The sequence below is a fragment of the Acinetobacter sp. YH12097 genome, from assembly GCF_013419225.1.
Classification (GTDB): domain Bacteria; phylum Pseudomonadota; class Gammaproteobacteria; order Pseudomonadales; family Moraxellaceae; genus Acinetobacter; species Acinetobacter amyesii.
In genome coordinates this window covers 20597-46639 of record NZ_VPAN01000012.1, presented here as the reverse complement: position 1 = coordinate 46639, position 26043 = coordinate 20597, and the positions used below count along the sequence as shown (strand labels likewise).

The 26043-nt window shown below is 41.1% G+C and carries 20 protein-coding genes and 8 tRNA genes; 9 read left to right on the top strand and 19 right to left on the bottom strand.

What is annotated here, in order from left to right; genetic code table 11:
• Positions 1–32: 32 nt before the first annotated feature.
• Together FTU37_RS07380 and FTU37_RS07375 are read right to left on the bottom strand one after the other, a co-directional pair.
• Positions 33–1340: a DcaP family trimeric outer membrane transporter gene (locus FTU37_RS07380; RefSeq protein ID WP_180124088.1), complete on the bottom strand. Its 1308-nt coding sequence runs from the start codon at positions 1338–1340 to the stop codon at positions 33–35.
• 644 nt (positions 1341–1984) lie between these two features.
• Positions 1985–3187: a multidrug effflux MFS transporter gene (locus tag FTU37_RS07375; protein ID WP_180110909.1), complete on the bottom strand. Its 1203-nt coding sequence runs from the start codon at positions 3185–3187 to the stop codon at positions 1985–1987.
• A 135-nt stretch (positions 3188–3322) separates the two neighbouring features.
• Here FTU37_RS07375 and yccS point away from each other — a divergent pair, with 135 nt between their 5' ends.
• The 4 genes from yccS to FTU37_RS07355 all read left to right on the top strand — a co-directional run bounded on the left by yccS (position 3323) and on the right by FTU37_RS07355 (position 9903).
• Positions 3323–5491, top strand: a complete 2169-nt coding sequence (yccS, locus tag FTU37_RS07370) for a YccS family putative transporter (protein WP_078191437.1) — start codon at positions 3323–3325, stop codon at positions 5489–5491.
• Positions 5492–5576: 85 nt separating this feature from the next.
• Positions 5577–6137, top strand: a complete 561-nt coding sequence (locus FTU37_RS07365; RefSeq protein ID WP_078191438.1) for a YcxB family protein — start codon at positions 5577–5579, stop codon at positions 6135–6137.
• 188 nt (positions 6138–6325) lie between these two features.
• Complete coding sequence (locus FTU37_RS07360; protein ID WP_180124087.1) at positions 6326–9028, top strand: sulfite reductase flavoprotein subunit alpha; 2703 nt, start codon at positions 6326–6328, stop codon at positions 9026–9028.
• A gap of 104 nt (positions 9029–9132) precedes the next feature.
• Positions 9133–9903: a YdcF family protein gene (locus FTU37_RS07355; RefSeq protein WP_180124086.1), complete on the top strand. Its 771-nt coding sequence runs from the start codon at positions 9133–9135 to the stop codon at positions 9901–9903.
• 53 nt (positions 9904–9956) lie between these two features.
• Here the strand turns inward: FTU37_RS07355 and FTU37_RS07350 are convergent, their stop codons facing one another.
• The 11 genes from FTU37_RS07350 to FTU37_RS07300 form a co-directional block, all read right to left on the bottom strand.
• Positions 9957–10418: a DUF2750 domain-containing protein gene (locus FTU37_RS07350; protein WP_078191441.1), complete on the bottom strand. Its 462-nt coding sequence runs from the start codon at positions 10416–10418 to the stop codon at positions 9957–9959.
• Positions 10419–10515: 97 nt separating this feature from the next.
• Positions 10516–10591, bottom strand: a tRNA-Val gene (locus FTU37_RS07345).
• A 98-nt stretch (positions 10592–10689) separates the two neighbouring features.
• Positions 10690–10766, bottom strand: a tRNA-Asp gene (locus tag FTU37_RS07340).
• A gap of 44 nt (positions 10767–10810) precedes the next feature.
• Positions 10811–10886 (bottom strand) — tRNA-Val (locus tag FTU37_RS07335).
• 31 nt (positions 10887–10917) lie between these two features.
• Positions 10918–10994: transfer RNA gene (locus FTU37_RS07330), tRNA-Asp, on the bottom strand.
• A 13-nt stretch (positions 10995–11007) separates the two neighbouring features.
• Positions 11008–11083 (bottom strand) — tRNA-Val (locus FTU37_RS07325).
• Between the two features lie 21 nt (positions 11084–11104).
• Positions 11105–11181: transfer RNA gene (locus FTU37_RS07320), tRNA-Asp, on the bottom strand.
• A 47-nt stretch (positions 11182–11228) separates the two neighbouring features.
• Positions 11229–11305 (bottom strand) — tRNA-Asp (locus FTU37_RS07315).
• Between the two features lie 29 nt (positions 11306–11334).
• A tRNA-Val gene (locus tag FTU37_RS07310) sits at positions 11335–11410 on the bottom strand.
• Between the two features lie 450 nt (positions 11411–11860).
• Positions 11861–12355, bottom strand: coding sequence for a cell wall-recycling L,D-carboxypeptidase ElsL (gene elsL, locus FTU37_RS07305; RefSeq protein ID WP_078192250.1), 495 nt, complete (start codon positions 12353–12355; stop codon positions 11861–11863).
• Positions 12348–12782, bottom strand: a complete 435-nt coding sequence (locus FTU37_RS07300; protein ID WP_180039707.1) for a YbaN family protein — start codon at positions 12780–12782, stop codon at positions 12348–12350. The genes elsL and FTU37_RS07300 overlap by 8 nt, the downstream gene beginning before the upstream one ends.
• A gap of 88 nt (positions 12783–12870) precedes the next feature.
• Between FTU37_RS07300 and FTU37_RS07295 the strand changes: the two genes are divergently transcribed.
• The 3 genes from FTU37_RS07295 (at position 12871) to dapE (ending at position 15293) form a co-directional block, all read left to right on the top strand.
• On the top strand, positions 12871–13734 hold the full coding sequence (locus tag FTU37_RS07295; protein WP_180124085.1) for a DUF1853 family protein: 864 nt from the start codon (positions 12871–12873) through the stop codon (positions 13732–13734).
• 154 nt (positions 13735–13888) lie between these two features.
• Positions 13889–14038 (top strand): entericidin A/B family lipoprotein, encoded by a 150-nt coding sequence (locus FTU37_RS07290; protein WP_078191053.1) that lies wholly within the window; start codon positions 13889–13891, stop codon positions 14036–14038.
• Between the two features lie 121 nt (positions 14039–14159).
• On the top strand, positions 14160–15293 hold the full coding sequence (gene dapE, locus FTU37_RS07285; RefSeq protein WP_180025835.1) for a succinyl-diaminopimelate desuccinylase: 1134 nt from the start codon (positions 14160–14162) through the stop codon (positions 15291–15293).
• Between the two features lie 68 nt (positions 15294–15361).
• Here dapE and FTU37_RS07280 read toward each other — a convergent pair whose 3' ends face one another.
• The 6 genes from FTU37_RS07280 to pilG all read right to left on the bottom strand — a co-directional run bounded on the left by FTU37_RS07280 (position 15362) and on the right by pilG (position 23955).
• Entirely contained in the window at positions 15362–15829 is a 468-nt protein-coding gene (locus FTU37_RS07280) for a hypothetical protein (RefSeq protein ID WP_078192254.1), read from the bottom strand.
• Between the two features lie 3 nt (positions 15830–15832).
• Positions 15833–20347 (bottom strand): Hpt domain-containing protein, encoded by a 4515-nt coding sequence (locus tag FTU37_RS07275; RefSeq protein WP_180124084.1) that lies wholly within the window; start codon positions 20345–20347, stop codon positions 15833–15835.
• Positions 20348–20509: 162 nt separating this feature from the next.
• Positions 20510–22585, bottom strand: coding sequence for a methyl-accepting chemotaxis protein (locus FTU37_RS07270; protein WP_180124083.1), 2076 nt, complete (start codon positions 22583–22585; stop codon positions 20510–20512).
• Between the two features lie 44 nt (positions 22586–22629).
• Positions 22630–23166: a chemotaxis protein CheW gene (locus FTU37_RS07265; protein ID WP_078191058.1), complete on the bottom strand. Its 537-nt coding sequence runs from the start codon at positions 23164–23166 to the stop codon at positions 22630–22632.
• A gap of 6 nt (positions 23167–23172) precedes the next feature.
• A complete protein-coding gene (locus FTU37_RS07260) occupies positions 23173–23541 on the bottom strand; it encodes a response regulator (protein WP_078191059.1) in 369 nt (122 codons plus the stop codon).
• A gap of 30 nt (positions 23542–23571) precedes the next feature.
• Positions 23572–23955 (bottom strand): twitching motility response regulator PilG, encoded by a 384-nt coding sequence (gene pilG / locus FTU37_RS07255; protein ID WP_078191060.1) that lies wholly within the window; start codon positions 23953–23955, stop codon positions 23572–23574.
• A 343-nt stretch (positions 23956–24298) separates the two neighbouring features.
• Here pilG and FTU37_RS07250 point away from each other — a divergent pair, with 343 nt between their 5' ends.
• Both FTU37_RS07250 and FTU37_RS07245 read left to right on the top strand, forming a co-directional pair.
• Entirely contained in the window at positions 24299–24892 is a 594-nt protein-coding gene (locus tag FTU37_RS07250; RefSeq protein ID WP_373683064.1) for a hypothetical protein, read from the top strand.
• A gap of 46 nt (positions 24893–24938) precedes the next feature.
• A complete protein-coding gene (locus FTU37_RS07245; protein ID WP_180124082.1) occupies positions 24939–26042 on the top strand; it encodes an efflux RND transporter periplasmic adaptor subunit in 1104 nt (367 codons plus the stop codon).
• Position 26043 lies beyond the last annotated feature (1 nt).

Below are 26043 nucleotides of genomic sequence, written 5' to 3'. Positions count from 1 at the left end.
CTTTTTTGATCGATTAGAATCGGAATTTGAGCTTAGAAGCTATATTTAGCCATTAAGCCAACGCGGTTATCTTTATATGTTTTCCCTGTAAACGCTTCACGTTTACCATTCACATATTCAACACCTAAATCAATTGGTTTCACTGGTGTATAAATCACATTTAACCAAGCTTGCTGTACTTCTTTGTTTGCAGAGTTATTTCCAACATCTTTAAATGCTTTTGCATAATCTGTATCTTCATCAGCAAATAATGCACCATAAGCTAAAGTTGAACGCAACTTTTCATTAAACTTATAGGTTGCACCGATTTGTACTGCGGTAAATTTATTCTGCTCAATATCCCCATTAGCATCAACAACATATGCGGTATTTGAGCCATATAAATAGTTGCTGTTCCCTTCTACATAAGATACATCACCATTAATTTTTAGCTGTTTCGTCACATCAAACGTTGTACCAGCTGCCAAACCCCACCCTAATTCATCATCATTACCGCCTTGAACTTTATGATGTTCCACAAGCGCACGTGCAGATGCATTCCCCTTACCATCCGCATAACCTTGAGTCAGTTTAGCTGTTAAAGCTGGAAGACTATATTTTACTAAAGAGTCAGTAACAGAATCATCCGTAATCCCTTTAGATGCTTTACTGTCGCCTTCTTCTGCAGCAACAAATAATTGTGTTTGCGGTGCAAGTTTTACGTTGTAACGCACTTGTGGCAAACGAGTTGTACCACCGCCCACGTTAGTAGCAAAATCAATCATTTCTGGTGCATGGCTAGACAAGAAGTTTGATGTGGTCTGACCAAATAACCAGTTGTTAAAGGTTAAATAACCATGACGTAGACGAATAGTTTCGCCACTTCCATTGAAATCGACCTCGATTTTACCGCCCACTTTATCATCACCACCGACCGGTGCTGTAAAATCTAAACCAAAACGTGTGGTTTTTGCTGTCGCACGTAATTTATCTTTTGTATTTCCATCTGTAGACGCAATTTTGTTGAAGTCATCATCAGCACCTTCAATGATGTAGTTCGCATCACCACGAACAAAACCGTAAAGGCTTACATCTGCACCTGTTTTAGATTTCAAGCTTGCAGCTGGAGAAGCTGGTGGCGGTAGTGGTGCAACAGGACGCGCTTTAACTTGCTGAATCTCTGTTTGTTGCTGTTGTTGAACTTGCTGCTGCGCTTTAATCAAACTTTTCAGTTCTGCAACTTCTGCACGTAATTGTTCAATTTCAGAAGTATTGCTGCCTGCATGAGCCATTGAGACCGTAGCCAAACTCATGGCAACAACAAGGGTTTTCATTGGGTGGAATACAGTTTGAGTTTTCATCCTAAGCTCTCTATTGTCCTGTCATTGTTGTATGCCCTAACTCTGGGCGCTTTGTTATTCGCCTATTTGAGCGGACAAATTTCAAGCTGCATATCCGTGCTTTAGTCGCATTAAAGTCCCAACTTGCAGCCCTTAATAACGAAATACTTGAAAGCAAAAAGCAAAAACGCTGAATCCATCACTGAAAATAGACTGAAATATTTAGTTAAAATTCAGACTTAGCCGATTCAGATGGCAAAAAAGCTCAACACCCATACCTTAAAGGTAAAAATCCATACTCTATAGGTATGTCATAAAAACGATAAAATCCGACACATTACCGATAGAGGCATTCGATAGATATTGATTCAGCATAAAGCACTGTGTTTAATGCAAATAATACTTATTTATCAGTTGCTCTATTTCATTCGAGTGGGACAACAGCGATCCACCGTTTCACTTTTTATTTTCAAGTGGATGATGGTTTAGAGATAAATTTCGAGCAAACAGCAATTGAGCTCAAGGTGCGATAAATAGCGCCCTCATTGAAAGTTATGAATGATGAACATTTATAATGAGTGACGCGGATATTTGATCAATAATACACGTACGTTGATGACCGACGTTTAAGTCAGACCTGCTAAACGTCATCACCTGCATTTAGTTCAACCCATGGCTGAAGCTTTTAAACTACGCATGGTGAACATTGCAACAACCACAAATAGCAGCATAATCAGAGCCATATTGATTAGCGCTGACCATACTAAAAAGTTCAAAAACACTCCGGCCAATAGACCACAGGCAAATTGCATACTTCCCATGATTGCACTGGCTGTGCCAGCTCGTGAGCCTTGTTCAGACATCGCCAATGCCATCGCATTTGGACCAGTGAAGCCGATTGAAGCAACACATAAGAACATGCCAAACATTACAACAATGATAGAGGAAAGATTATATAATCCTGCCGCCAATAAGATCAGCACACCACACAATTGAAGTGCATTACCCAATTGCAAACGATGGCGAACATCCAGTCGATTTGCAAGTTTCTTATTGAGGGTTGAAAACACCATAATCCCTAAAGCATTCGCCCCAAATACATAAGCAAATTGCTGTTGGCTCAGACCATAACCATCCATTAAAATGGCAGATGAGCCACTGATATAACAAAATAAAATTGCGCCAGAAAAACAGCCTGTGAGCATCGGTTTACGGAAAGTTTCGTCCTGTAAAATCGCACCATATAAACCTAAGACTTGCTTTAAACTTAAGTTTAAACGTCGCTCGACGGGTAGGGTTTCTTGAAAGAAAAAATGTACACAGAAAAGACAAAAAATACCGACAAGTACCAATACCGCAAATATGTATTGCCATTCAAACACCTGCAAAACCCATGCGCCTAAAGTAGGTGCAATGATTGGTGCAATTGTTGTCACGATCATCATACTCGCAAAGGCCTGAGCTGAAGCTTGCATACTTAAGCGATCACGAATTGCAGCACGAGCAATCACCACACCGACACACCCCCCCAAGGCTTGCAAAACACGAGCAGCGATCAAGCTCCATTCACTATTGGCAAAGACACACAGAAAACTGGCACAAATATATAAAACCAAACCGAAATATAGCGGTGTTTTACGCCCAATACGGTCGCTGACTGGCCCATAAATTAACTGCCCAATCGCCAAACCCAAGAAATACGCTGGAAGACTATTGGCCACTTGTTGTGTCGTGACACCAAAATCGTCAGCCATTTGAGGCAAAGCAGGCAAATACATATCGATTGAAAGTGGCCCCAAAGCAGTCAGTAACGCCAATAAGACGATCCAGCGTTGAGAAAATTCCTTTTGTGATTCGACGCTTTTCATAAGAATAATTCATTTATCGCAAGCAAGTTTTGCAGACAAGTTTACACTGCACATAGTATTATTTCTTGGCTTCAATGTGAAAATTCACACGATACACATTGCTTACTGCCCCATCGCTTTAGCAAAGGAAAAATTTTGAACGCCTGGCTCGCACGACTGAAACAAGCAACCTATAACACGACCTTTATGTATAACTTGCGCATGGTCATTGCCTTCGCAGGAACAGCCTTTGTCCCATATTTTTTAGATCAGCAATTGATGACCATTCCCCTCACCTTGGGTGTGGTTGCCGCTGGTCTAAGTGATATCGATGACCGCTTTTCAGTCCGCGTGCTCAATCAAATTTATACTTATATTGGGTTCTTTGTTACTGCGGTATCCATTTATCTGTTGTTCCCGCATCCGATCTTATTTGCATTGGGCCTGATTGTGTCTTGTATCGGTTGGATTCTTTTGGGTTCATTGGGTCGTCGCTATGCCACCATTTCTTATGGTTGTTTGGTGATCTCCGTGTATTCCATGCTTGGGGTCGAACTTTTTGAAAATTGGTATACACAAGCAGGTTTATTGGTCATCGGTGCGATGTGGTATGGACTGCTTTCGACTTTGAGCTTTCTACTGTTTCCTGTACGTCAAGTTCAGGACAAATTGGCGCAAAGCTATTCATCTCTAGGTGACTTCTTATTTGCAAAATCTAACTTGTTTGATGTCGATATGACACCAGAAAGTTACCAGCAAAGTTTGATTGAGCTATCGCTCGAAAATGGCAAATTAATTGGCATTTTCAACGATATGAAAACGGCCTTATTAACGCGTTTAAAAGGTGACCGTGGACAAAAAGATACGCGTCGTAGCCTGCAATATTATTTTGTCGCGCAAGACATTCATGAACGTGCCGATTCCGCGCATATTGATTATCAAAAATTGACCCGTATTTTTGAACATAGTGATATTTTATTTCGCTTTCAACGCGTGCTTTCGATTCAAGGTAAAGCTTGTAAAGATTTGAGTATCAGTATCTTACAGCGAAAACCTTATCATCATAATCAACGTTTTAAACATGCGTTCCACAATCTAAAATTGTCACTCGAAAAGCTGCGTGAAGAACAAAAATACGATGAAGTCTGGATCAACTCTTTATTTGCTTTATACCAAAACCTAAAAGGCATCGATGCGCAATTACGTAATGTCGAAACCGAGCGTTATATTGACCGACAAGCCCTGATTGAAAATCGTTTAAAAGATGATGATTTAAAAGGTTGGGACGACATCGTCATTCGATTCAAACAACATTTGAGCCCTGAATCGGTGCTGTTCCGTCATGCTGTGCGTTTATCGACCGTGTTATTTATTGGTTATATTTTTGTCCAAGTGACCAATATCAGTTATGGCTATTGGATTTTATTGACTGCCCTGTTTGTCAGCCAGCCGAACTTTAACGCCACCAAGCGCCGCCTCTATTTACGTATCATTGGCACATTGGTCGGGATTATTTTAGGTTATGCGATTTTATATTTTGTCCCTTCTGTCGAAGGTCAGTTATTGCTACTCATTTTAAGTGGCGTATTGTTTTTTGAACTACGTAGTAAGCAATATGCACAGGCCACTGCATTTATTACCATTTTAGCGCTGATCAACTTTAACTTAGATGGAATGGGTTTTGCTGCAGCTATGCCACGTATGATTGATACGCTCATTGGTTGTGCCTTGGCATGGTTTGGTGTGAGTTTCATTTTCCCAGATTGGAAATTCCGTCGCCTGCCTCGGACCATCAGCCGTTCGATTCAAGCACAGTGTGATTATTTGGCCGAAGTGGTTGAACAATACAAATCTGGTCGTAATAACGGGTTGAATTATCGTGTGGTCCGACGTGCTGCCCATAATACCGATGCAGAAGTAGCATCACTGATTTCCACTTTAGCCACCGAACCCGATACCGATCCGACTCAAAAAGCTTTAGCCTTTGAGTTTTTGTGCCTCAATCATACCTTTATTAGTTATATCGCAGCCTTGGGTGCGCATCGTGAAAAAATTCAAGATCAACAAGTCTTAACCTTATTGGATAAAGCTACGGATGACATTCAAGGTGCATTACTACGTGACGAAGTACCAGACTTAACGGCGCAAAATATGTTGCAAGAAATCCGTCAGCGGTTGTCACAAAATAGTGAGGAAGATCAAAAATCCTTGATCGTGCTACAACAGCTTTCGTTGATGTTTAACGTGTTGAACCAATTTAGCCAATTGAAACAAAATCTCAGTCATGAGCATGATCAGGCATCGACTGAACTGGCTTCGCTATAATTTGGATGATTTTGGAACAATATACTCACTGAATTGGTATAAATAATGCTAAACTTTTTACAGTTTTAAATCTGTTACTTTCACTATGACCGCAAAAAATTTATATGCCTACACGCTAGAGCCAGTGGCTTATGAAATTTCTGAAGAAGAACAACGTTATGCTCAACTTGTTCTGTCTCGCAGTAACTTCAAAATTGGCAAAAAAGCATGGCTAATTATGGGTGCAATTCTTGCACTGGCACTCTTGGGCCTCATCTTTATTAAGAACTATTCAACAGTATTTTGCTGGGTAGCTATTGTCTGTGTTGTGATTTACTTCCTTGTGCGTAAATTCGGTATCGAATGGTATGCGAAACGCAAACTGAATGAAGTCCCTGTTCAAGAAATTAAAGGCATTCGTATGGGTGTTCAGCCGCATGGGATCTCAATGCAGCAACGTATGGGCGCAAACATGGGTACGATGACTGTCGGTTGGAAAGACATTCATGAATGGTATGACACCAAAGACTTCATCCTTTTAAACTTTAAAGTGAAGGGTCAAGACGGTGCATACATCTTGCCTAAACGTATGGATAGCAAGAAGTTTCCATTTTCGACCATTCGTAAGCACTTAAATGAAACTGTAGGCCCAGCTAAAGCTATTTAAGCCAAACCGACATTTGTGTATAAAAAACCTCCGTTTTTTGGAGGTTTTTTTATCTGTTTAATTTTCGAATGATCATTGATAATTACAATAATGAGAATGAATATTACTTACTTTTTCCACATTCTCTACTACATCATCGTTTATAATTCGTCGCAATTCAGCAACCTTTTATCAATATTAAATCCATCATGTTTAAGAAAACCCTTTTCCAGATTCACTGGTTCTTGGGGATTAGTGCCGGCTTAATACTCTCGCTCATGGGGGTTACAGGTGCCATTTATTCCTATGAACAGCAAATACTTAAAGCAATCAATCAGGATAGCTATGTGGTTCAGGCTCAACAGCAGCCCAAACTAACCCCTGCTGAGCTTTATCAGCACTTTAGTCAGTCTGATCCTGACATGAAAATTAACAGCATCTCTATTGCCTCAGATGCTACCGCCTCAAGTACCGTGAATATTGTCAAAGAAGGTGCTCGTCGTGGCTATAACATGATGGTTAACCCCTATACAGCCGAAGTTTTACCTGAAATCAAAGGTCAAAAATTCTTCCAGTTTGTACAGCAACTACACCGTAATTTAACCGTTGGCCCTGTAGGTAAACAAATTACGGGCGCATGTACACTCATGCTAATTTATTTTGTCTTGAGTGGTTTATATCTGCGCTGGCCAAAAAGACATTCTGTAAAACAATGGCTTGCAGTTAAACCAAAGCTCAAAGGACGTAATTTCCTGTGGGATCTACATGCTGTCGTCGGCACATGGGTGATTATTTTCTATCTGATTTTGGCATGTACAGGTTTGTATTGGTCTTATGACTGGTGGCGTAATGGCATGTTTAAGGTCATGGGCGTTGAACGTCCACAGCCCCAGTTACAAGAAGGTCAAAAAACCAATGGGCACCCTACTGAACAGGCAGGTGCAAAGCAAGGTGGTGAAAAACATGCCACTGAGGCAGAACAAACTCGTGGTGAACACCAAACACGTTCTGAAAGAAATCCTGCAAGGTCAGGTCCCTCAGAACACGGCGCTCAAGAAAACAAACATGGTGCTGAAGGTCGCGGAGAAAAACGTGGTCTAAAACCAGAACAAGTGAATATTGCTCTTACGCAAAGTTGGAACGGCTTTAATCAAAATATTGGTCGTGAATACTCAAGTGTCACTTTTAATATTCCGAAAAAAGCCAATGGTGAATTAGAAATTAACTTTGTGGATGCCATCCCTCAACATGAGCGTGCGCGCAACAAAGCGACTTATAACTACAAAACGGATGCTCTTACCGATATCGAGTTATACGAAGATAAAAAGCTAAATGAAAAAATCATGACCAGCATGTTGCCTGTACATCGCGGTAGTTTCTTCGGACCGATTTATCAGTTCTTTGTGGTTATTGCATCCCTCATGATGCCGCTGTTCTTTGTCACAGGATGGATGCTCTATCTCAAACGTCGTAAACAGAAAAAACTGACACAGCAAGCCCGTCAAAGCTTAGCACCAGTTACCATCGACCCAAATGCACAGCCTTGGTTAATTTGCTATGCATCACAAACAGGTCAGTCTGAACAATTGGCATGGCGTACAGCAACAAGCTTACAAGAGGCTCGTCAGCCTGTCACAGTGAAAGCTGTTCAGCAACTTTCAGCAGATGACTTAACGCAAGCCGCTCAGGTTTTATTTGTTGCAAGTACCTATGGCACTGGGGAAGCACCTGACCTTGCTTCAAGCTTTGAACGTAAACTGATGGCACAAGGCCTCGATTTGAGTCATGTTCAGTTTGCCGTATTAGCTTTAGGTTCAGAAGAATATCCGGATACTTTCTGTAGCTTTGGTCATGCGATTCATCGTTGGATGCAGAGTAATGCTGCGAAGCCCCTGTTTAACACGATTGAAGTCAATAATGGCGACACCCAAGCCATTCAAGCATGGAATAGCGCTTTAGCCAAAGCGACTAAACTTGAACTTCAGCACATGCAAATTGAAAAAACTTTTGATGCATGGACATTGACCAAACGTGATTTACTCAACCCGAACAGTTTAGGTGCACCTGCATTTAATATTGAGTTAAAACCGCAACATGAAGCCAATTGGCAAGCGGGTGATATTGCAGAGATTCAACCAGGTAATAGTGCTGAACGTATTGCAAACTTCATGCAAAAGTACCAAATACAAAGTCAGCAAGTGGTTGATTCTACTCAGCAACGTATTGAAGATGCATTATGGGATCGTAACCTAAATACGGATGTTGAACCATTTACCAACCTTGATCATTTGCTTGAACAGCTTCCACCGCTTCCAACTCGTGAATACTCGATTGCCAGTATTCCAAGTCAGCAAGTATTACGCTTAGTGGTGCGTCAGCAATCCAATGCGGATGGTGAGCTCGGCTTAGGCTCAGGGTGGTTAACACAACATGCTGCGATCAATAGCACACTACAACTGCGTATTCGCACCAATGAATCATTCCACCTGATTGCAGATAATCGTCCTGTGATTTGTATTGGTAACGGTACAGGTATTGCTGGTTTACTCAGCCTGTTACATACACGAGTTCGTCAAGACTATACGCAAAACTGGCTGATTTTTGGTGAGCGCCAACGCGCACATGATTTCTTTTATCAAGACGTCATTGAAGCATGGCAAAACACCGGTTTAGTTCAACGCATAGACCTCACCTTCTCTCGTGATCAAACGGAGAAACGCTATGTGCATCATGAGCTACGTGATCAAGCGGCCTTATTAAAATCATGGGTAGAACAAGGTGCCGTGATTTACGTCTGTGGTAGTATCAATGGTATGGCAACGGACGTTGACCACGCATTGATTGATATACTAGGTGAAGATGTTGTTGCTGAACTGCGTCAAGCTGGGCGTTACCGTCGTGATGTTTACTAATAAGATGTTTACTCATAAATAGTCCCAACTAAAAACCAGACCTCGTGTCTGGTTTTTTTCACGCTATACTTAGGCCAAATACGAATACTGCTTTAATTTTTTGCATGAAAAGAATACTACTGCTTTGTGTAGGCTTGCTGCTCTGCGTAGATGCCATTTGGTTACTTACATTAGATAAAATTCATTTAGGCATCCTTTTACCCTTAGTCATTGGGTGTATTTTTATTTTATCCGGACTATTTTCAACCCAAATCCACAATATTTTAGATCAATACCCTAAACTCAAAAGGCTCTGGCGTGCTACATGGTGGTTGTTTTGGCTTTGGCTATTGAGCCTTTTACTGTTTTTTGCGTATTTACACTTCAATAGCCAGCAATCCAAGCCATTTACTTCCGTCCAAGCCATCATCGTTTTGGGTAGTGGTATTGAAAATGGTCAACCCTCTCCGACCTTAAAGGCGCGTCTCGATGCCGCAGCACCGTATGCCTTGCAACAACCCAATACTATTGTGATCATGACCGGTGGTTTAGGCTTTAATGAAAAAATGACCGAATCTTCCGTCATGAAACGCTATTTACTTCAACACTATGACATTTCAGCGGCAGGCATATATGAAGAAAGTAAAAGTACCAGTACAGAACTCAACCTGATCAACAGTAAAATGATTTTAAAACAACATCAGATTTCTCTTGATGCCCCCATTGCAATTGCCAGTAGTGACTTTCACCTCCCACGTGCAAAAGCAATTGCACGAAAGTTAGGCTATACACAAGTGTATACCATTGCAGCACCTACACCGCTGTACATCCGCTACAACTCTTGGTTACGTGAATATTTTGCCTTTTTGAGTGGTTTTGTACTCAATGAATATTAAAAAAGCCCTTGTTCGACCAATGAACAAGGACTTTTTATGCTGTAAATAAACCATTAATTTAAACGAATACTACGTGGCAAAGGAATTTTAAGGTTTTCAAAAATTTCTGGGCGCTGTTGATAGACTTGATATAAATAATTTTTAATATCTAACAGCATCTTTTCAGGCGCAACCAAAATATTTTGCCCTTCTGGGGTTAAATCTAAAGATACTGTAGTGCTCTCGCTGCGTAAAAACGGAATGACTTTTTCGATAAAGTCTTTTAATGAAATTTCCTGAATTTCATAATTGGACCAATTGTCTTTAATTAATAAACGTGCCAAACCACGGTTTTGCCAAATGGCGAAGGAACGTTGACCTGTAGGTGTCGCACAAAGTGCCCAACCATCTTGATATAACGCAATCACGCCACCTTGAGCGACCATATTTTCAATAAATTGTTTATAGGTTTCTTGAGGATTGTAATTTGTGGTTTGAGTTTTAGACGCTGCCTTGCGCTGATATGGATTTCTCATAGATCACATACAATATTAAAATTATTATAGAGCGGATTCTATGTAAATCAGAAAATTTAGGCAAGCTTTTGGATAAAGAAGTTTCTATAGAAGAATATGGTGGGCGCTGACGGGATCGAACCGCCGACATTCTGCTTGTAAGGCAGACGCTCTACCAACTGAGCTAAGCGCCCTGAGCGAAGAGTAACAAAGCGAAGCTTTGTCTGAGCGCAAGAGAAAAATCGAAGATTTTTCTAAAGGCATTCTCTTGAACAGAGATTTTTAAGATAAATGGCGCAGCGGACGGGACTCGAACCCGCGACCCCCGGCGTGACAGGCCGGTATTCTAACCAACTGAACTACCGCTGCATCACGTAGTTTCTTTCGAAACACAACCTATATCTTAAAAGATATGGTGGGCGCTGACGGGATCGAACCGCCGACATTCTGCTTGTAAGGCAGACGCTCTACCAACTGAGCTAAGCGCCCTTAAAGGGTACAACAATTATATTCTTTGAAATGGCGCAGCGGACGGGACTCGAACCCGCGACCCCCGGCGTGACAGGCCGGTATTCTAACCAACTGAACTACCGCTGCATCGCAAAAAATATGGTGGGCGCTGACGGGATCGAACCGCCGACATTCTGCTTGTAAGGCAGACGCTCTACCAACTGAGCTAAGCGCCCTCAAAAGGTCTATCATGTAAATGGCGCAGCGGACGGGACTCGAACCCGCGACCCCCGGCGTGACAGGCCGGTATTCTAACCAACTGAACTACCGCTGCACTTACACAATGTCGCTATTGTGGTTCAAACGAATTAAGATTTAAAGTGGCGCAGCGGACGGGACTCGAACCCGCGACCCCCGGCGTGACAGGCCGGTATTCTAACCAACTGAACTACCGCTGCACTCTAAATATCTTAACGCTGAAAAGGCTTGGTGGGCGCTGACGGGATCGAACCGCCGACATTCTGCTTGTAAGGCAGACGCTCTACCAACTGAGCTAAGCGCCCTTTTCAAAACATGTTCATCGTTTGATGAGGTGCATTATAGAGAATCCTCACGGTCTGTCAAACGCTTTTCTAACTCTTTTCCACTTTTTCTGTTTGAGTGATTAAAAAATAAGTTATATTGCGGAAAAATCAGTATTTTTGAACATTTTTTAGCTATAAACCTGTAAATTTATTACTAAAAATAGGACTTATATTCTGCATCATTCACATAAAAAACAGTTTTTCAGATGGACTCATAACTAATCATTCAGCGAACCGACGATTAATTCACCACACTCACGGCATTCTAAAACAACCTAGTGTACAAAATACATTCAAACACGATTTTCTGTTAGTTTGCGAGCATTACTTCTGACAAAAAAACGCCTTTCAAACTCACTTTAATTTTTCAAATCTTTGTTTTGATGCCATGAACTTCGGTTTTCATGGCTTATGCTTATAACGACGTGTTCAATGTTCAGTGATGTAAACCAGCGCATTTAATGGAATCAATTGATAAAGTTCTACAACATCGCTGTTTCGCATGCGAATACAACCATGTGACATCGGTATGCCCATAGGCTCGCGATCTGGTGTGCCATGGATATAAATATAGCGTTGATAAGTATCACAGCCCTCACCTGCATTAAAGCCCGGTTCCAAACCACTGAGCCATAATATTCGAGATAATATCCAATCCCGATCAGGATGTGATGCGGCAAGTTGCTCATCGTAAACCTCTCCGGTCCACTGACGTGCTTTAAAAACTGCATTTTGAGGTTGTTGTCCACCAAACTTTTCAGCGACTTGATGCCAGCCTCGTGGGGTCTTACCACTATTTTCCTGCTCACCAATGCCATTTTTACCCGATGAAATCAGGTAAAACTTATTCAGCTTCGGCAAAGTTAAAGTTTGATCTTTCAAGTTAATCAGGATATCGGCTTGATCTTGGGTATATTCAGACATGCTCTTGCTCTTTCTGCTTATCTTTATCTTCTTGTTTAGTCTGCGGCGATTGTTCAATAGTCCGCATCTGATTTGGCTCAGGTCGTGTCCATAACCAAATACCAACGATCAACATGGTTAAGTCCGTGAAAATCTTGACGGCAATCGGTGCAGAAGTAAAAAGCATAATCAGACCACTCACAAACATCATGATCGATGCAAACCATTTTGCTTTGCGGGGGACGGTGCCATTTTCGCGCCAAGCGCGTAGGGTTGGGCCGTATTTAGGATGATTCAATAACCAAGCATCCATTTGTGGCCAGCCTTTTGAAGCTGCCCATGCTGCTAATATTAAGAAGACTGTCGTGGGCATTCCCGGCAATAAAGCCCCTATAAAGCCTAAAATGACAAAGACAACCACTAAGCTTCGCCAAAACAACGTCTTCATACCGCTACCCTGAACTTTCAATTCAGGTAGTATAAGATGTTTTTAACAATTATCCGTTGTTATTCTGCATTATTCGAAAGGTTTCAATATGGCTGTAACCCCGACAACGTCGTCTTATTTTGAGCCATGGTTGCAATTTAAACAGCCCTTAGTTCGCCAATTGGCTTTCTGTATTGCCAGCCCAAATATTCTGCAGCAAATTCCCTATGAACTCGAAATCCGCTATCCCTTTCATTTTCATCCAAGCGAGCTTTGGCAAAAACATTTTGAAGCCTACCTACCCCGTTTAAAACAACTCGAACAACACCCAAGTACATTAGTAGAATTTTTACAAAAATTAAAAAGTACTCGTCTTGGTTTACGTTTCGAAATGTTTATGTGGTTTTGGCTTCTCGATCACCCATACCATCCATACCAGTTACTCGGACATAGCATTCAAAAAATTGACGGCCCTCGTACAGTAGGTGAACTCGATTTTGTTTTAAAAAATACCGAAAGTGGTGAAGTTGAACATTGGGAAGTTGCTTTAAAATATTATCTAGCCGAGCGTGATTTTCAATTACCCTATTGGTATGGCTTAAATCGTAGTGATACTTTGGCTCGAAAGCTCAATCATTTCACCCAAAAACAATTCCAATTTGACGAAGCACTTGGGCAGCAGATTCAACAACGCTATTGCGTTTTAAAGGGTCAATTATATTTACCTATTCAGCGTACCAGCACATTGCCCCACTGGGTCAATCCTGCACGTAGAATAGGTCAATGGGGACATGGCATTCCATCCACAAATCAAGGCTATTATCGCCTACAACGACATGAATGGATCTGCGTGCAGCAGCAACCGACAAGTGAAACCGCACATTGGTGGACAGATGGTTTATATAAAAAAGACAGTGATGAAAGCTATTATATGTATAGACAGCCACGCTTGGTTTTGCCGCAAACGATTTAAGACTCAATGCACCATTTAGTAGAAATTTACATTTATTTACTCAACCACCGTAAAAACCACCTACTGTTTGATACGGCTATTTTTTAATCTAAATCTCACATCAGAATAATTTATCCCTCTAAAAATTATTCTTTCATAATGGAGAATACAGTCAATGAAAAAAATTTTAGCTGCATCACTTATGGTTGCTTTTGTACTGACAGGTTGTAATACAGTAAAAGGTGTTGGTAAAGACGTATCTAAAGCTGGAGATGCGGTAACCAATACTGCTGAGAAAACTTCGGAAGAAATTCGCCGCAATTAATTTCTTTCCCAAGAATTTATAAAAGAGCCCTATTTTTTAATAGGGTTTTTTTACGTCTAAATTTCCCTTCGCTTGTTGATTCGCCTATTATATTGCGACATTTTTGACTTCTGTATTTAGCATGACCTCAACAGCAACTCTTGATCTCAGCCTAGAACTACTGCGCCAACCGTCGGTGACACCGATTGACCATACCTGCCAGAACATTATGGCAGATCGTTTAGCCAAGATTGGCTTTAACATTGAAAATATGCGTTTTGATGATGTAGATAATCTTTGGGCACGTAAAGGGACTGAAGCACCAGTATTTTGCTTTGCAGGTCATACTGATGTGGTACCTACGGGTAACTTGGATGCATGGGGTTCTGACCCATTTCTTCCTGAAATTCGCGACGGAAAACTATATGGTCGTGGCAGCGCAGATATGAAAACAGCGTTGGCAGCTATGGTTGTCGCTTCCGAACGTTTTGTTGCGAAACATCCAAACCATAAAGGTTCTATTGCATTTCTCATTACCTCTGACGAAGAAGGTCCTTCGATCAATGGGACAGTCAAAGTTGTTGAAACTTTAGAAGCGCGTAATGAAAAAATGACTTGGTGTTTGGTGGGTGAACCTTCAAGCACCAACACACTTGGCGATATTGTTAAAAACGGTCGTCGTGGTTCGCTAAATGCCAATTTAACAGTTAAAGGTAAACAAGGTCACGTTGCTTACCCACATCTAGCAATCAACCCAATCCATACAGCTTCAAAAGCATTGGCTGAGCTTTGCGATACCGTGTGGGACAATGGTAACGAATACTTCCCTGCAACGTCGTTCCAAATTTCCAATATTAATGCCGGCACAGGTGCAACCAACGTTGTTCCGGGCACGATGAATTTACTGTTTAATTTCCGTTATTCAACAGAAGTAACGGCAGATGAACTCAAAGCACGTACCTTGGAAATTTTAGATCGTCATGGCGTTGAGTATGACATCTCTTGGACGTTATCTGGTCTTCCATTCCTTACGCCTGTAGGTGAGTTAGTGAATGCCGCACGTGATGCCATTCGAGATGTTACAGGGACTGAAACAGAACTTTCGACCAGTGGTGGTACTTCTGATGGTCGATTCATTGCGCCTACAGGTGCGCAGGTGCTTGAGTTAGGTGTTTTAAATGCCACGATTCACCAAATCAATGAACACGTCAATGTGGCAGAACTGGAGCCACTTTCTGAAATTTACGAAAAGATTTTAGAAAACCTGTTGGCTTAAGTATTCCCTGCATAGTCAAAAAAAGGAACTCCATTGAGTTCCTTTTTTATATCTCGTTTTTGCAAATATTAAGCCGCTTGAAGCCCGATGCTGTTTTGAATATTGGCTAAATTTGGAATATGAAATACCTGATCGGCCATGCGTACATATTGGAAAATATTGGCATCTTTCACAGCTTTTTCTTCATCAACCACTTCAGAAATACGCAGACGAATGGTTTTCGGCATTTCATTACACATCAGTGCAAAACGCTGCCCAACATCATCACCCTCAATCACCAAAGCCACACCCTGATTTTTGGCAGGATCATTGACTGAGAAAACAGGCAATTTCAATTCATGCCATTCAACAAAAGGAACCTTGGTTGCACTATCAAGCGCTGATAGCACAATATTTTGTGGCAACAACATTGGCTCTTTACCATGACAATCAATGATATACGCATCGATAAACCCAGTAGATACCGTAATGAGATGTTGCAGTTCCTGTTGATCAATTTTATCGCTGACAATCTGAGAAACAGTATTTTGGCTCATAGATTACCCCTGCTTTTCTGCAATTAAAGCTTCAATATTGGCAAGCAATTCAGCTTCTTGGAATGGTTTACCCATATAGTGAGTCACACCTAAGCTAAATGCACGCTCACGATGTTTTTCACCTGTACGAGATGTAATCATAATGATTGGCAAGTCACGGTGAATGTCGTGGTGACGGACTAAGTTTGTCACTTCGAAACCATCCATACGTGGCATTTCAATATCGAGTAGCATCAAGTCTGGACTGACATTTTCAAGCTGCTCAATTGCATCTACACCATCTTTCGCGGTCACGATGTCATAACCTTGACGTTCAAGTAAGCGTGAAGTCACCTTACGTACTGTCACCGAGTCATCGACAATCATCACTAAACGACGTGCATTGGATTGACGGCCCAAATCACGCTGCTCAGCCGAATGTTTAACACGCTGCGTGGTTTGAATTTGACGTGCAATATTTTGCCCATCTAAAATCAAACATACATGACCATCACCCAGAATCGTAGCACCTGCAATCGCGCCCACACTGGTAAATTGTTGACCAATTGGTTTCACCACGATTTGAGAACGTGATCCCACCAGCTGATCGACCAATAAAGCAATGGTTTGACCACTGTTGCCTTTAATTAGTAGTACAGGCAATGAATGGCCGACATTATTTAAACGTGGAATTGGCTGATTACCCACAAACTCTGATAGATAACGTAGTTTGTAATTGGTATTGTCAATTTTAAACACGTCATCCTTACTATTGAAGTAAGTTTCAAGTGCCGTAGGTGCAATACGGACAATACGTTCAATTTGCGCTAATGAAATCGCATATTGCTGATCGCCAGCTTTCACCATCAAGGCATCGCTGACCGCTACCGTCGTTGGTACACGAATCGTAAAGGTCGTCCCTTTACCTAACTCAGACTCTACGGAAACATGACCACCCAAGGCTTTAATTTCACTTTGCACCACATCCAGACCAACGCCACGACCCGAAATTTGCGTTACCGCTTGTGCCGTTGAGAAACCTGGATGGAAGATCAATTGCAAGATTTCTTGTTTATCGAGGAACTGATCCGCTTTGATTAAACCAAGTTTTAAGGCTTTGTCTTTAATTTTGGTTTCATCAATCCCTTTACCATCATCACTGAAAGACACCAGTACATCAGTACCCTGACGACTAATATTCAAGACAATGCTACCCACTTCTGGCTTTTTCAAAGCCAAACGGTCAGCAGGATCTTCTAAACCATGGTCGACCGCATTACGCAGCATATGTTCAAATGGTGTCACCAAACGCTCTAAGATCGTACGGTCCAATTCACCTTCTGTATTTTGAACAATCAATTCTGCAGGACGGTTCAAGGTCGAAGAGGTTTGACGCACAATACGTTGTAAACGTGGTAATAAACGATCAAATGGCACCAAACGGGTACGCATCAGACTTTCTTGAATTTCTGACTGAATACGTGATTGTTGTAATAACAGACCTTCCGCATCACGGATTTTTTCTGCCAAGGTGCTCTTGAAGTCGACCAAATCCGACGCAGATTCAGCTAAAGATTTTGACAATTGGTTAATCGATGAATATTGGTCCATCTCCAATGGGTCGAAATCCGCATAGCGTGAATTTTCAGAACCATGTTTGGCAATAATTTGTGACTCAAGCTCACCATCCATTCGACGTAACTGGTCAGCAAGTCGCTTAATCGCCAACTCCATTTCATTCAATGTATTGCCTAGCTGACCTAAGTCCATCTCAATACGTGAACGGTTAATCGAGTTTTCGCCTGATAAGTCAATCATCTTCTCGACGAGATCAGCCGAGATACGAATCATCTCATTACTGTTATCAGAAGAATTAGCTTCAGACCATTCACCCAACATAGATGGAGGTTCAACACCATCACCTTGAATAAATTCAAAGCCTTTACTGACAATACCTTGTTCTAATTCTGCAACACGGTTTGGCAATTGAACCGTAACATCCACATACTGAATGGATTCTAGGCTCAATTTGATGCTATCAAAATTACTATAGTCGTGGTTGAAGATCGCTTCTTTTAACCATGCTAACGTCGTTTTGAGTAAGCCGTCATATGCATTTGAGTTGAAATGATGAACCGCGAAATGCTCAAACGTCGTCTCAAGTTGATACGCAATTGCGGCAACAGGTTCATTTTCAACCATACGCGCACCACCCTTAATACTGTGGGCAGCACGTTGTAATTGAAGCAATACGTTACGGTCACTACGTTGTTCAGTCCATTGATTTAATAATTGAACGGCTTGTTCAAGAATTTCCTCAGACTCTTCAAGGAAGGTTTCTTCCATGACAGAACGTAGATCGTCATCTGGATGCTCAACATGTTCAGCAACCGCATGTTCAAGATGTTCAACAGCAGACTCAGTGTGAGCAGTCGTTTGAGCTTCAACCACTGCTTCTGCAGTGTCTTCAGCAACATCCATCGGCTCTGACACCGATACATCTGGTTCTACTGCTGTTTGTTCAGTTTCAGCAGAAATAGGGGCCGAAGCCAATGCAACAGCTTCTGAACGCTCTCCTGCCACAATTGACTGAATATTCTTGAGAATATCGATCACATTATTCGCTGGGTAGTCGATCCCTTGGTCACGAATGGTTTGAATACGATCTGAAATATCATCCTGCACTAAACGAATAATTTGAATTAACGCAGGCGTAATCGAAATTTGCTGACGAATAATGCGCTCATAAATCGACTCTAATTCATGCGAAATTAAACCCACATGAGATGCGGCAATCATATTTGCACCACCTTTTAGGGTATGCAAATAACGCATTAAATTATTCAAAGCTGAAGTATTGGTCTGATCACGTGTCCAAGTACTGAGGTCTTGGTCAATCCCCACCAATAATTCTTCTGCCTCTTCAATAAAGATCCCCAAAAGATCTTCATCAAAGTCATTATTCGCATCTGCCGCTTGCATCTGTTGATGATCAAGTTGAATACGCTGACTTAATTGTGCGAAGTCTACTGCTGTTGTATTTGGAACAGCGGCTTTATCTTCTACAGTGGCAACAGGTTCAGCAACTACATGGGCTTCTGGTGTTGTCGTCGCTGCAACTGCTTCAATGTCTTGTTGAACAAATGCAGTCAGCTCATTTAAGAAACGTTGAACCTCTTCACTTAACACTACACGCTGACCCGCAGCTAAAGTGTCAAATAAATGAATAAACTCTTGATGTGCTTGCGCAAATAACTCATAGCCATAATCAGCATGGAGTAATTCAGGCTTTTCAATTAAAGACTGATACGCTGCACGCAGTTGAGTTGTGAAATCATGGATTCCAACAGACGCACGATTATCCGTATGTTCAATCAACTCTAAAGCTTGCTGACTGAGCTGTTGAATATAGTCTGGGAATTCAGCAAGGGCACGTTTATCAAACTCAAATTCAGCATCTAATAACTGATCAATATTTAATTCGATTAGTTTAGAAACCAAACCTTGCGGATTATCTTCAGGCGCCAATTGATCTTGGCTTGCAAAACCATAATCATCCCAAGCGGCTTTAAAGGTTTCATAAATAGACGCAAGATTTGCCTTATCTCCTGAACGCAGTACGTGTAAATAATCACGAACAAATTCAGCATATTGAATCAATAAAGCAGTTTCTTTCGAGCTCGATACGATTTCGTCTTGTAATAAGGTTTTGAATAAGTTTTCAACTTTTGAACTGGCTTCAAAAATCTCTTCGATTTGCGCCATTGACGAACTACCACGCAAGGTGTGTAGCGCGCGAATCAAGCCATTATAGTCTTGTGATTTACTGTCATCAGATTGGAGGAACTGATCAATCGTTTGTAGATGTTCTTCAGCTTCTTCAATAAAAATGCTCACTGTCTCTTCGACCAGTGACGCATCTGCATCCACTTGCTCAAGAACAGGTTCTGATTCAACGACCACATCAATCGTGCTTTCAAGCACTTCTACAGGTGACGTAGCTTCAACATCAGTCAGTTCTAAACCAGTGACATCATCTTCAGATTTTAATTGATCTGCCAGTTTTAATAATTCTTCGAGTGCAGGCTCAAGGCTGATATTTTGTTGTAATTGTTGCCCCATTAAAACCAATGGACGTAAGTCAACATCCAATTCGGCAACATTTTTAAACCGTGGATAGAGCTTATATTGATAAACATTTAAAACTGTTTGTGCAAACTTTTGAACGGTCGGCGTTAACTGTACCGAACCCGCAATAACACGGTTCAGCGTATCTTCAACTGCCCATGCAGATTCACCCGCCGATTTTGCCCCGACCATACGACCCGAACCTTTCAGGGTATGGAAATGACGACGAATCGTCGTTAAAGTGTCTTTATCTTGTGGATTTTCCAACCAAGTTGTAAATAAACCCGCTAGTTCTTCAAAGATTTCTTCTATTTCTTCAACAAAAATCTCTAAAATTTCTGCATCTTGATCAAGATAACTATCTTCAGGAAGCGTAGTTGTTTCAACTAAATTTTTTAATATTTCTTTCATAGCTAAGGCTTCTTATGTTTTGCCACCAAGAAGGTTGCTCAAACTTAATTGTAACCATCACCTAAGACTTAACTGTGACGTTAAGTTCACCTTATCGATGTGTTATCTGTAATCGGTGCAGTACCCTAGCCGTAGCTAAGGTACTGCAGGTTTGCGCCTGACTTACTCTGGGAGTTTAAAGTCAGATACAGATTCACGTAATGATTCAGCCATGTTCGCCAATTCAGATACCGAACGTGCAGTATCAAATGTTGCACTGGTGGTTTGCGAGGTAATTTCTTGTACAACGTTCATCGTTGTCGCAATATGACCTGCAGAAGCAGACTGAAGTTTTGCAGCATCCGAAATGTTTGCAATCAGTTTCGCCAAGTTACCCGATACAGACTGAATTTCATCCAGTGCTACGCCGGCATCTTTAGACAAGTTCGCACCACGTACAACTTCCGAAGTCGTTTGTTCCATTGAAATTACGGCTTCGTTGGTATCCGTTTGAATGGTTTTTACCAAGCCTTCAATCTGTTTGGTTGCAGACGCTGAACGTTCCGCAAGACGCTGTACCTCATCCGCTACCACGGCGAAACCACGACCTGCTTCACCCGCCATCGACGCCTGAATTGCTGCGTTTAATGCCAAGATGTTCGTTTGGTCGGCAATATCGTTAATCAGTGCGACAATGTTACCAATCTCTTGAGAAGACTCACCCAAACGTTTAATACGTTTTGAAGTTTCCTGAATCTGTTCACGAATCGTGTCCATACCTTCAATTGAACGGTTTACGACATCTGCACCGTTTGCAGCAATTTGTACAGAACGTTCTGCTACAACAGCTGATTCTTCAGCGTTCAAAGATACTTGGTCAATCGACATTGCCATTTCGTTAATCGCGGCAGATGCACCAGCAATCTCTTGCGCCTGATGTTCAGATGCTTCTGCAAGCTGGTTGGTAATACCCTGCGTATTCGCCGTATATTGCGCAACTTCTTGAGAAGTTTCTGTAATACGCGATACAAGGTCACGTAATTGGTCGATTGCGAAGTTAATCGAGTCGGCAATCGCACCAGTAAAGTCTTCAGATACCGTCGCATACGAACGTAAGTCACCGTCTGCAAGATCGGCAATTTCATCGAGTAAACGTAAAATCGCGTTCTGGTTACGGTCATATTCTTCTTGAAGACGAGTTACACGGAATTTATCCGATTGACCACGTAAAGAAAGAAGTTTGAACACACAGATCAAGAAGGCAGTTAAAGCAAGAATCAACAGTACCGCAGGTAAAATGGTTTTCAGACCAGTACTAGAAGACAATTGATTTAAATTACCCAACAATTTGTCTGACTCAGCAAAAATTTGTGAAGATGCTTTACGTACGTTCACAATTTGCGTTGAGTTTTTCAAAATCGTCGCAGCCGCTGATTTCAATACGTCATCATATTCAGCTTTAATACCTTCAAGTGACTCACGTAATTCAGGGCTTTCAATACGTTGTACACCAAGCTCTGTACTACCATCCAATTGAGCATTTAAGTACAAACCGAAGGTTTCAGTATCGGCACTGAAGTCATCCGCAGACTCACGTGAGCTATCAGAACCTGAAAGTACCGAACTGATCGAACGTAAAATACGTTCTGCAATGAATACTTGGTTTTTCGCAATAACCACCTGGTTCGAAGGCATGTCTTGACGTGCCATTTGGTCGACCATCAAGTTATATTCAGCCTGAATCCCCGGAATGGTTTCACCAATCGCGATGTTCGTGTCATATAACTTGTTAATGATTTTTTGTTGCGAAGTAATCAAGTCAATACTTTTTGAAACTTCAGCCCACTGCGTATCTACAGATTTCAGCGCATCGGTATTTGCATGAATATCTTTTACAGTTTCTAAGTTTTCTTTGAACGAATCTTGAGAAGCAATTAATTTTTTCATTGCATCTTCAGTACCTGAAGCAGTTGCCTCAGTTGCTTGACGCGAAATTGTTTGCGAAAGAAGACGGAGTTCACCCAAACTTTGCGTTAATTGGTTACCGCGAGGAACGCTATAGAATAGGTATAATAAAATGATCGTTGCCAGTACTAATGAACCAATCGCACCATAAATAAATGGTTTGGATTTTTCACTATCACCAAAAACTCGAGATAATTGATCTGTCTGTGATTGCAGTTTTGCCAGAAAAGCATTACCGCCTTTACGACCACTGGTGCTTTCACCCGTATTTTTCTTTTTAAGTTTAAAGCCCATTCAGCTTCTCCCCGATTACGCCTTCTTTCGTTCGTGCGCGACAATTAATTTATAAATTTTATAGATGCGTTCATGTATTTGGGATTTTGCAGTAAACGACTGAAGAGAAATACATTCCACTGCTGGTTATGCTGGTGGAAATACCCCTGACAATATTCCTGTAAATTTCGATCCAACTCATTATGTTTAGAAAAATAACTTTTCTTATTAAAGTGTTGAATACCCAAAACTTGATCGACTACCAAACCGACATAATGGTCATTATGACTAATACATAAAACTTTTTGAGTGGGTGAAAAACTACTTCGATGACCGGTTATATATTGTGCTAGGTCAGACAAAGAAAGTAAGCGTCCCCGAATATTGGCTAGTCCCATCACCCAAGGTTGGGTATTGGGAACTGGCGTATATTTTGGTGGGTAGATCACTTCAGCTACTTCACCTAAAGGAGCAACGTAATATTGCCCCATCATCTCAAAAGCAATGCCTGACCATCGGTTTACTTCATTTTCAGTGGAAACATAATTTTTGTTTCCTCGTTTTGCGATTCGAAGTAATTCGATAAATCCATTTGCTGCCATAGAGCTTTATCCTGCATTGAGGTGTTGCTTAATCACATCAATTAATTGTTTTTCGTCTACAGGTTTAGTTAGATAATCAGAAGCACCTTGGCGTTTACCCCAAACACGGTCAGTTGCCTGATCTTTGGTACTTACAATGACAATCGGAATATGTTTGGTGGTCGCACCACGTGCAATTTGACGTGTTGCTTGGAAACCATTCACACCCGGCATTACCACATCCATTAAGACCAAGTCTGGTAACTCAGCTTGAGCCATTGTCACCCCATCTGCCCCATTTGAAGCTTCAATCACTTCAAATCCGTGTTTACCTAAAATTTCTTTAAAACGGAAAGTTTCTGTTGGTGAATCATCAACGATTAGGATACGTGCCATGCTTTTTCCCCAAAAAAATAAAAAATCTAATTAAGCTGTAACGTGATTACGGATTGCATTCAGCAATTCATCTTTACTGAATGGCTTCGTTAAGTATTCATCCGAACCCACAACACGACCCTTCGCCTGATCAAATAAACCGTCTTTACTTGAAAGCATAATCACAGGAATATTTTGATAATTTTGAGAGTTTTTAATCAGGGCACAAGTTTGATAGCCATCAAGACGTGGCATCATAATATCGACAAATACGATATCTGGATTCGCATCTGCAATTTTTGAAAGTGCTTCAAAACCATCTACAGCAGTGACGACTTCACATCCTTCACGCTGAAGCAGCGTTTCGGCCGTACGACGAATGGTTTTTGAATCATCAATTACCATGACTTTTAGATTTTGGAATTTATCGTCCATTTATTGACCCTACCCATTGAGGATGTACAAACAATTAAGTTAGCAGCATTATTATTTACAAGTTGTGAACATTTTTAACATATCTTTACTTGCGTTTTCAATGAACATTTTCTGCGCAAACACACAAGATTTCTTGTTTTTATTAACTGCTTCACACTTTCCGATGACCAACGATTTTTTTTTAACTTGGAATAGTATTTAATTGTCTTAATTAAGCATATTATAGCAAGATTATTACTTTAAAATAAGTAATTTAGTCAACTTTAAACTGGGGAGTACAAGGTTGAGTCCGTTTACAAAAAAAATTCACTTGATTGGCCTTAAACATTTCTCAAAAAAAGTCATTCTGACGACTTGTTTACTGGCTTATACCCCGCTTTTATTTGCTGCACCAACCAATACGCAGCAACCACAAAAGGCGACTTGGTATCGTTACTATGACAGTAAAGGCATAGCAAACATCAGTACCAATGTGACACCAAATCACATCCGCTATGGTTATGAAGCACTTGATCAAAATATGCAAGTGATTAAACGTAACCGCCCCTACAATGCTGAAGCGGACGTTAGACAAGCTCCTCAGCGTGCTGCCCAAGCACGTCAGCAAGCTTCAGATATCAAACTTAAAAAAGCCTATACCAATAGCCGAACTGCGGCCATTAAAAAGCGTGATGCACTGACTGGTATACGTAAACAGATCGTGTTTGAACAAGAACAATTAAAACAATTACAAAATGATCGTGTATTATTTGTTCGCCAAGAACGTGAACATTTTCGAAAAGGTGAAACCGTTCCGGCAAAATTAAAAACAATGTTGGATAATAATCAAAAAAATATGGTGGCGAAAAAAGAATACATTCAATCGTTACAAACTCGCTATCGAAATACAGAAGCTGAATACGACAGAATTATTACGCGTTTAAAAGCGATGGAATAAACTTGTTATTCAATTGCTTTTGTAGACCGCTGATATAAGGACCATTATGCAATCTGCACAGCAATCATCCCCTTTTTTAAAGCTTAGCCTGCTTTGCATAAGCCTGACTTTGGCTGCATGTCAAAAAGAAGATCCGCAGCAAAGTGTAAAACCAGAAAATAAGATTGAATTGATTCAACAAGATCTGGTGACGATCGAACAAGGCAACGCCATTTCAAAAACAGCCTTTACAGGCACCATTCGGGCAGTCAATCAGAGCAGTATTCAAGCCCAAGTCACTGCGACTGCAACCAATGTTAATGCAGAGGTCGGACAACGTGTCAGCAAAGGCCAAGTGTTGGTGCATTTAAATAATCAAGACAACGCAGCACGTCTTGCTCAATCACAAGCGAACCTCGCATCCACACAAGCTCAAGCCAATCAAGCCAAACTGATGATGGAGCGCAAACAGCGTTTGCTAAATCAAGGCTTTATTTCCAAAGTAGAGTTTGAACAAAGTCGTGTCGATTACCAAGCTCAACTGGAAAATGTTCGAGCCCAACAAGCCAATGTCGATATTGCACGTAAAGCCAATCAAGACAGCACCATTTATAGCCCTATCCAAGGCGTGATTACCAAACGTGATGTTGAACCGGGACAAACGGTTGCTGCGGGACAAACCCTTTTTGAAATCGTCAATCCAGACCAATTAGAAATTCAAGCCAAATTACCAAGTGATCAGCAAGCTGCACTGAAAATTGGACAAAAAATTGAATATAACATCCAAGGCAATAGCAATTTACTCACAGCACAAATCAGTCGGATTTCACCAATTGCCGATCAGGCTAGTCGTCAAATTGAATTTTTTGCAGCCCCAAATGAAACCATTACATCATTAAGTATTGGTGCTTTTGTCGAAGGTCACATTTTAGGTACCGATAATATTTCAGGCCAAAAAATTCCACTCGATACCATTCAAAGTCTAAAAGACCAACCTTATGTCTGGGTCATTCGTCAAAATAAAATTGCCAAAGTGCCTGTACAAATTTTGAATCAGAATTATAGCAATAACACCGCGATTGTTCAGGGCTTACAAAATAGTGATCTGATCAGCCGAATTAAATTTAATGATTCAGATATCAAACAAGATGTAAGTATCAGCCAAAATTAAA

What these genes read in the sequence shown, in the direction of transcription:
- FTU37_RS07355 (WP_180124086.1), top strand. Translation starts at nt 9,133, where the DNA reads ATGAAAAGAATACTACTGCTTTGTGTAGGCTTGCTGCTCTGCGTAGAT.
- FTU37_RS07275 (WP_180124084.1), bottom strand. Translation starts at nt 20,347, where the DNA reads ATGAAAGAAATATTAAAAAATTTAGTTGAAACAACTACGCTTCCTGAA.
- FTU37_RS07295 (WP_180124085.1), top strand. Translation starts at nt 12,871, where the DNA reads ATGGCTGTAACCCCGACAACGTCGTCTTATTTTGAGCCATGGTTGCAA.
- FTU37_RS07365 (WP_078191438.1), top strand. Translation starts at nt 5,577, where the DNA reads ATGACCGCAAAAAATTTATATGCCTACACGCTAGAGCCAGTGGCTTAT.
- FTU37_RS07360 (WP_180124087.1), top strand. Translation starts at nt 6,326, where the DNA reads ATGTTTAAGAAAACCCTTTTCCAGATTCACTGGTTCTTGGGGATTAGT.
- pilG (WP_078191060.1), bottom strand. Translation starts at nt 23,955, where the DNA reads ATGGACGATAAATTCCAAAATCTAAAAGTCATGGTAATTGATGATTCA.
- FTU37_RS07350 (WP_078191441.1), bottom strand. Translation starts at nt 10,418, where the DNA reads ATGAGAAATCCATATCAGCGCAAGGCAGCGTCTAAAACTCAAACCACA.
- FTU37_RS07280 (WP_078192254.1), bottom strand. Translation starts at nt 15,829, where the DNA reads ATGAGCCAAAATACTGTTTCTCAGATTGTCAGCGATAAAATTGATCAA.
- FTU37_RS07245 (WP_180124082.1), top strand. Translation starts at nt 24,939, where the DNA reads ATGCAATCTGCACAGCAATCATCCCCTTTTTTAAAGCTTAGCCTGCTT.
- FTU37_RS07265 (WP_078191058.1), bottom strand. Translation starts at nt 23,166, where the DNA reads ATGGCAGCAAATGGATTTATCGAATTACTTCGAATCGCAAAACGAGGA.
- dapE (WP_180025835.1), top strand. Translation starts at nt 14,160, where the DNA reads ATGACCTCAACAGCAACTCTTGATCTCAGCCTAGAACTACTGCGCCAA.
- FTU37_RS07290 (WP_078191053.1), top strand. Translation starts at nt 13,889, where the DNA reads ATGAAAAAAATTTTAGCTGCATCACTTATGGTTGCTTTTGTACTGACA.
- elsL (WP_078192250.1), bottom strand. Translation starts at nt 12,355, where the DNA reads ATGTCTGAATATACCCAAGATCAAGCCGATATCCTGATTAACTTGAAA.
- FTU37_RS07260 (WP_078191059.1), bottom strand. Translation starts at nt 23,541, where the DNA reads ATGGCACGTATCCTAATCGTTGATGATTCACCAACAGAAACTTTCCGT.
- FTU37_RS07375 (WP_180110909.1), bottom strand. Translation starts at nt 3,187, where the DNA reads ATGAAAAGCGTCGAATCACAAAAGGAATTTTCTCAACGCTGGATCGTC.
- FTU37_RS07270 (WP_180124083.1), bottom strand. Translation starts at nt 22,585, where the DNA reads ATGGGCTTTAAACTTAAAAAGAAAAATACGGGTGAAAGCACCAGTGGT.
- FTU37_RS07300 (WP_180039707.1), bottom strand. Translation starts at nt 12,782, where the DNA reads ATGAAGACGTTGTTTTGGCGAAGCTTAGTGGTTGTCTTTGTCATTTTA.
- FTU37_RS07380 (WP_180124088.1), bottom strand. Translation starts at nt 1,340, where the DNA reads ATGAAAACTCAAACTGTATTCCACCCAATGAAAACCCTTGTTGTTGCC.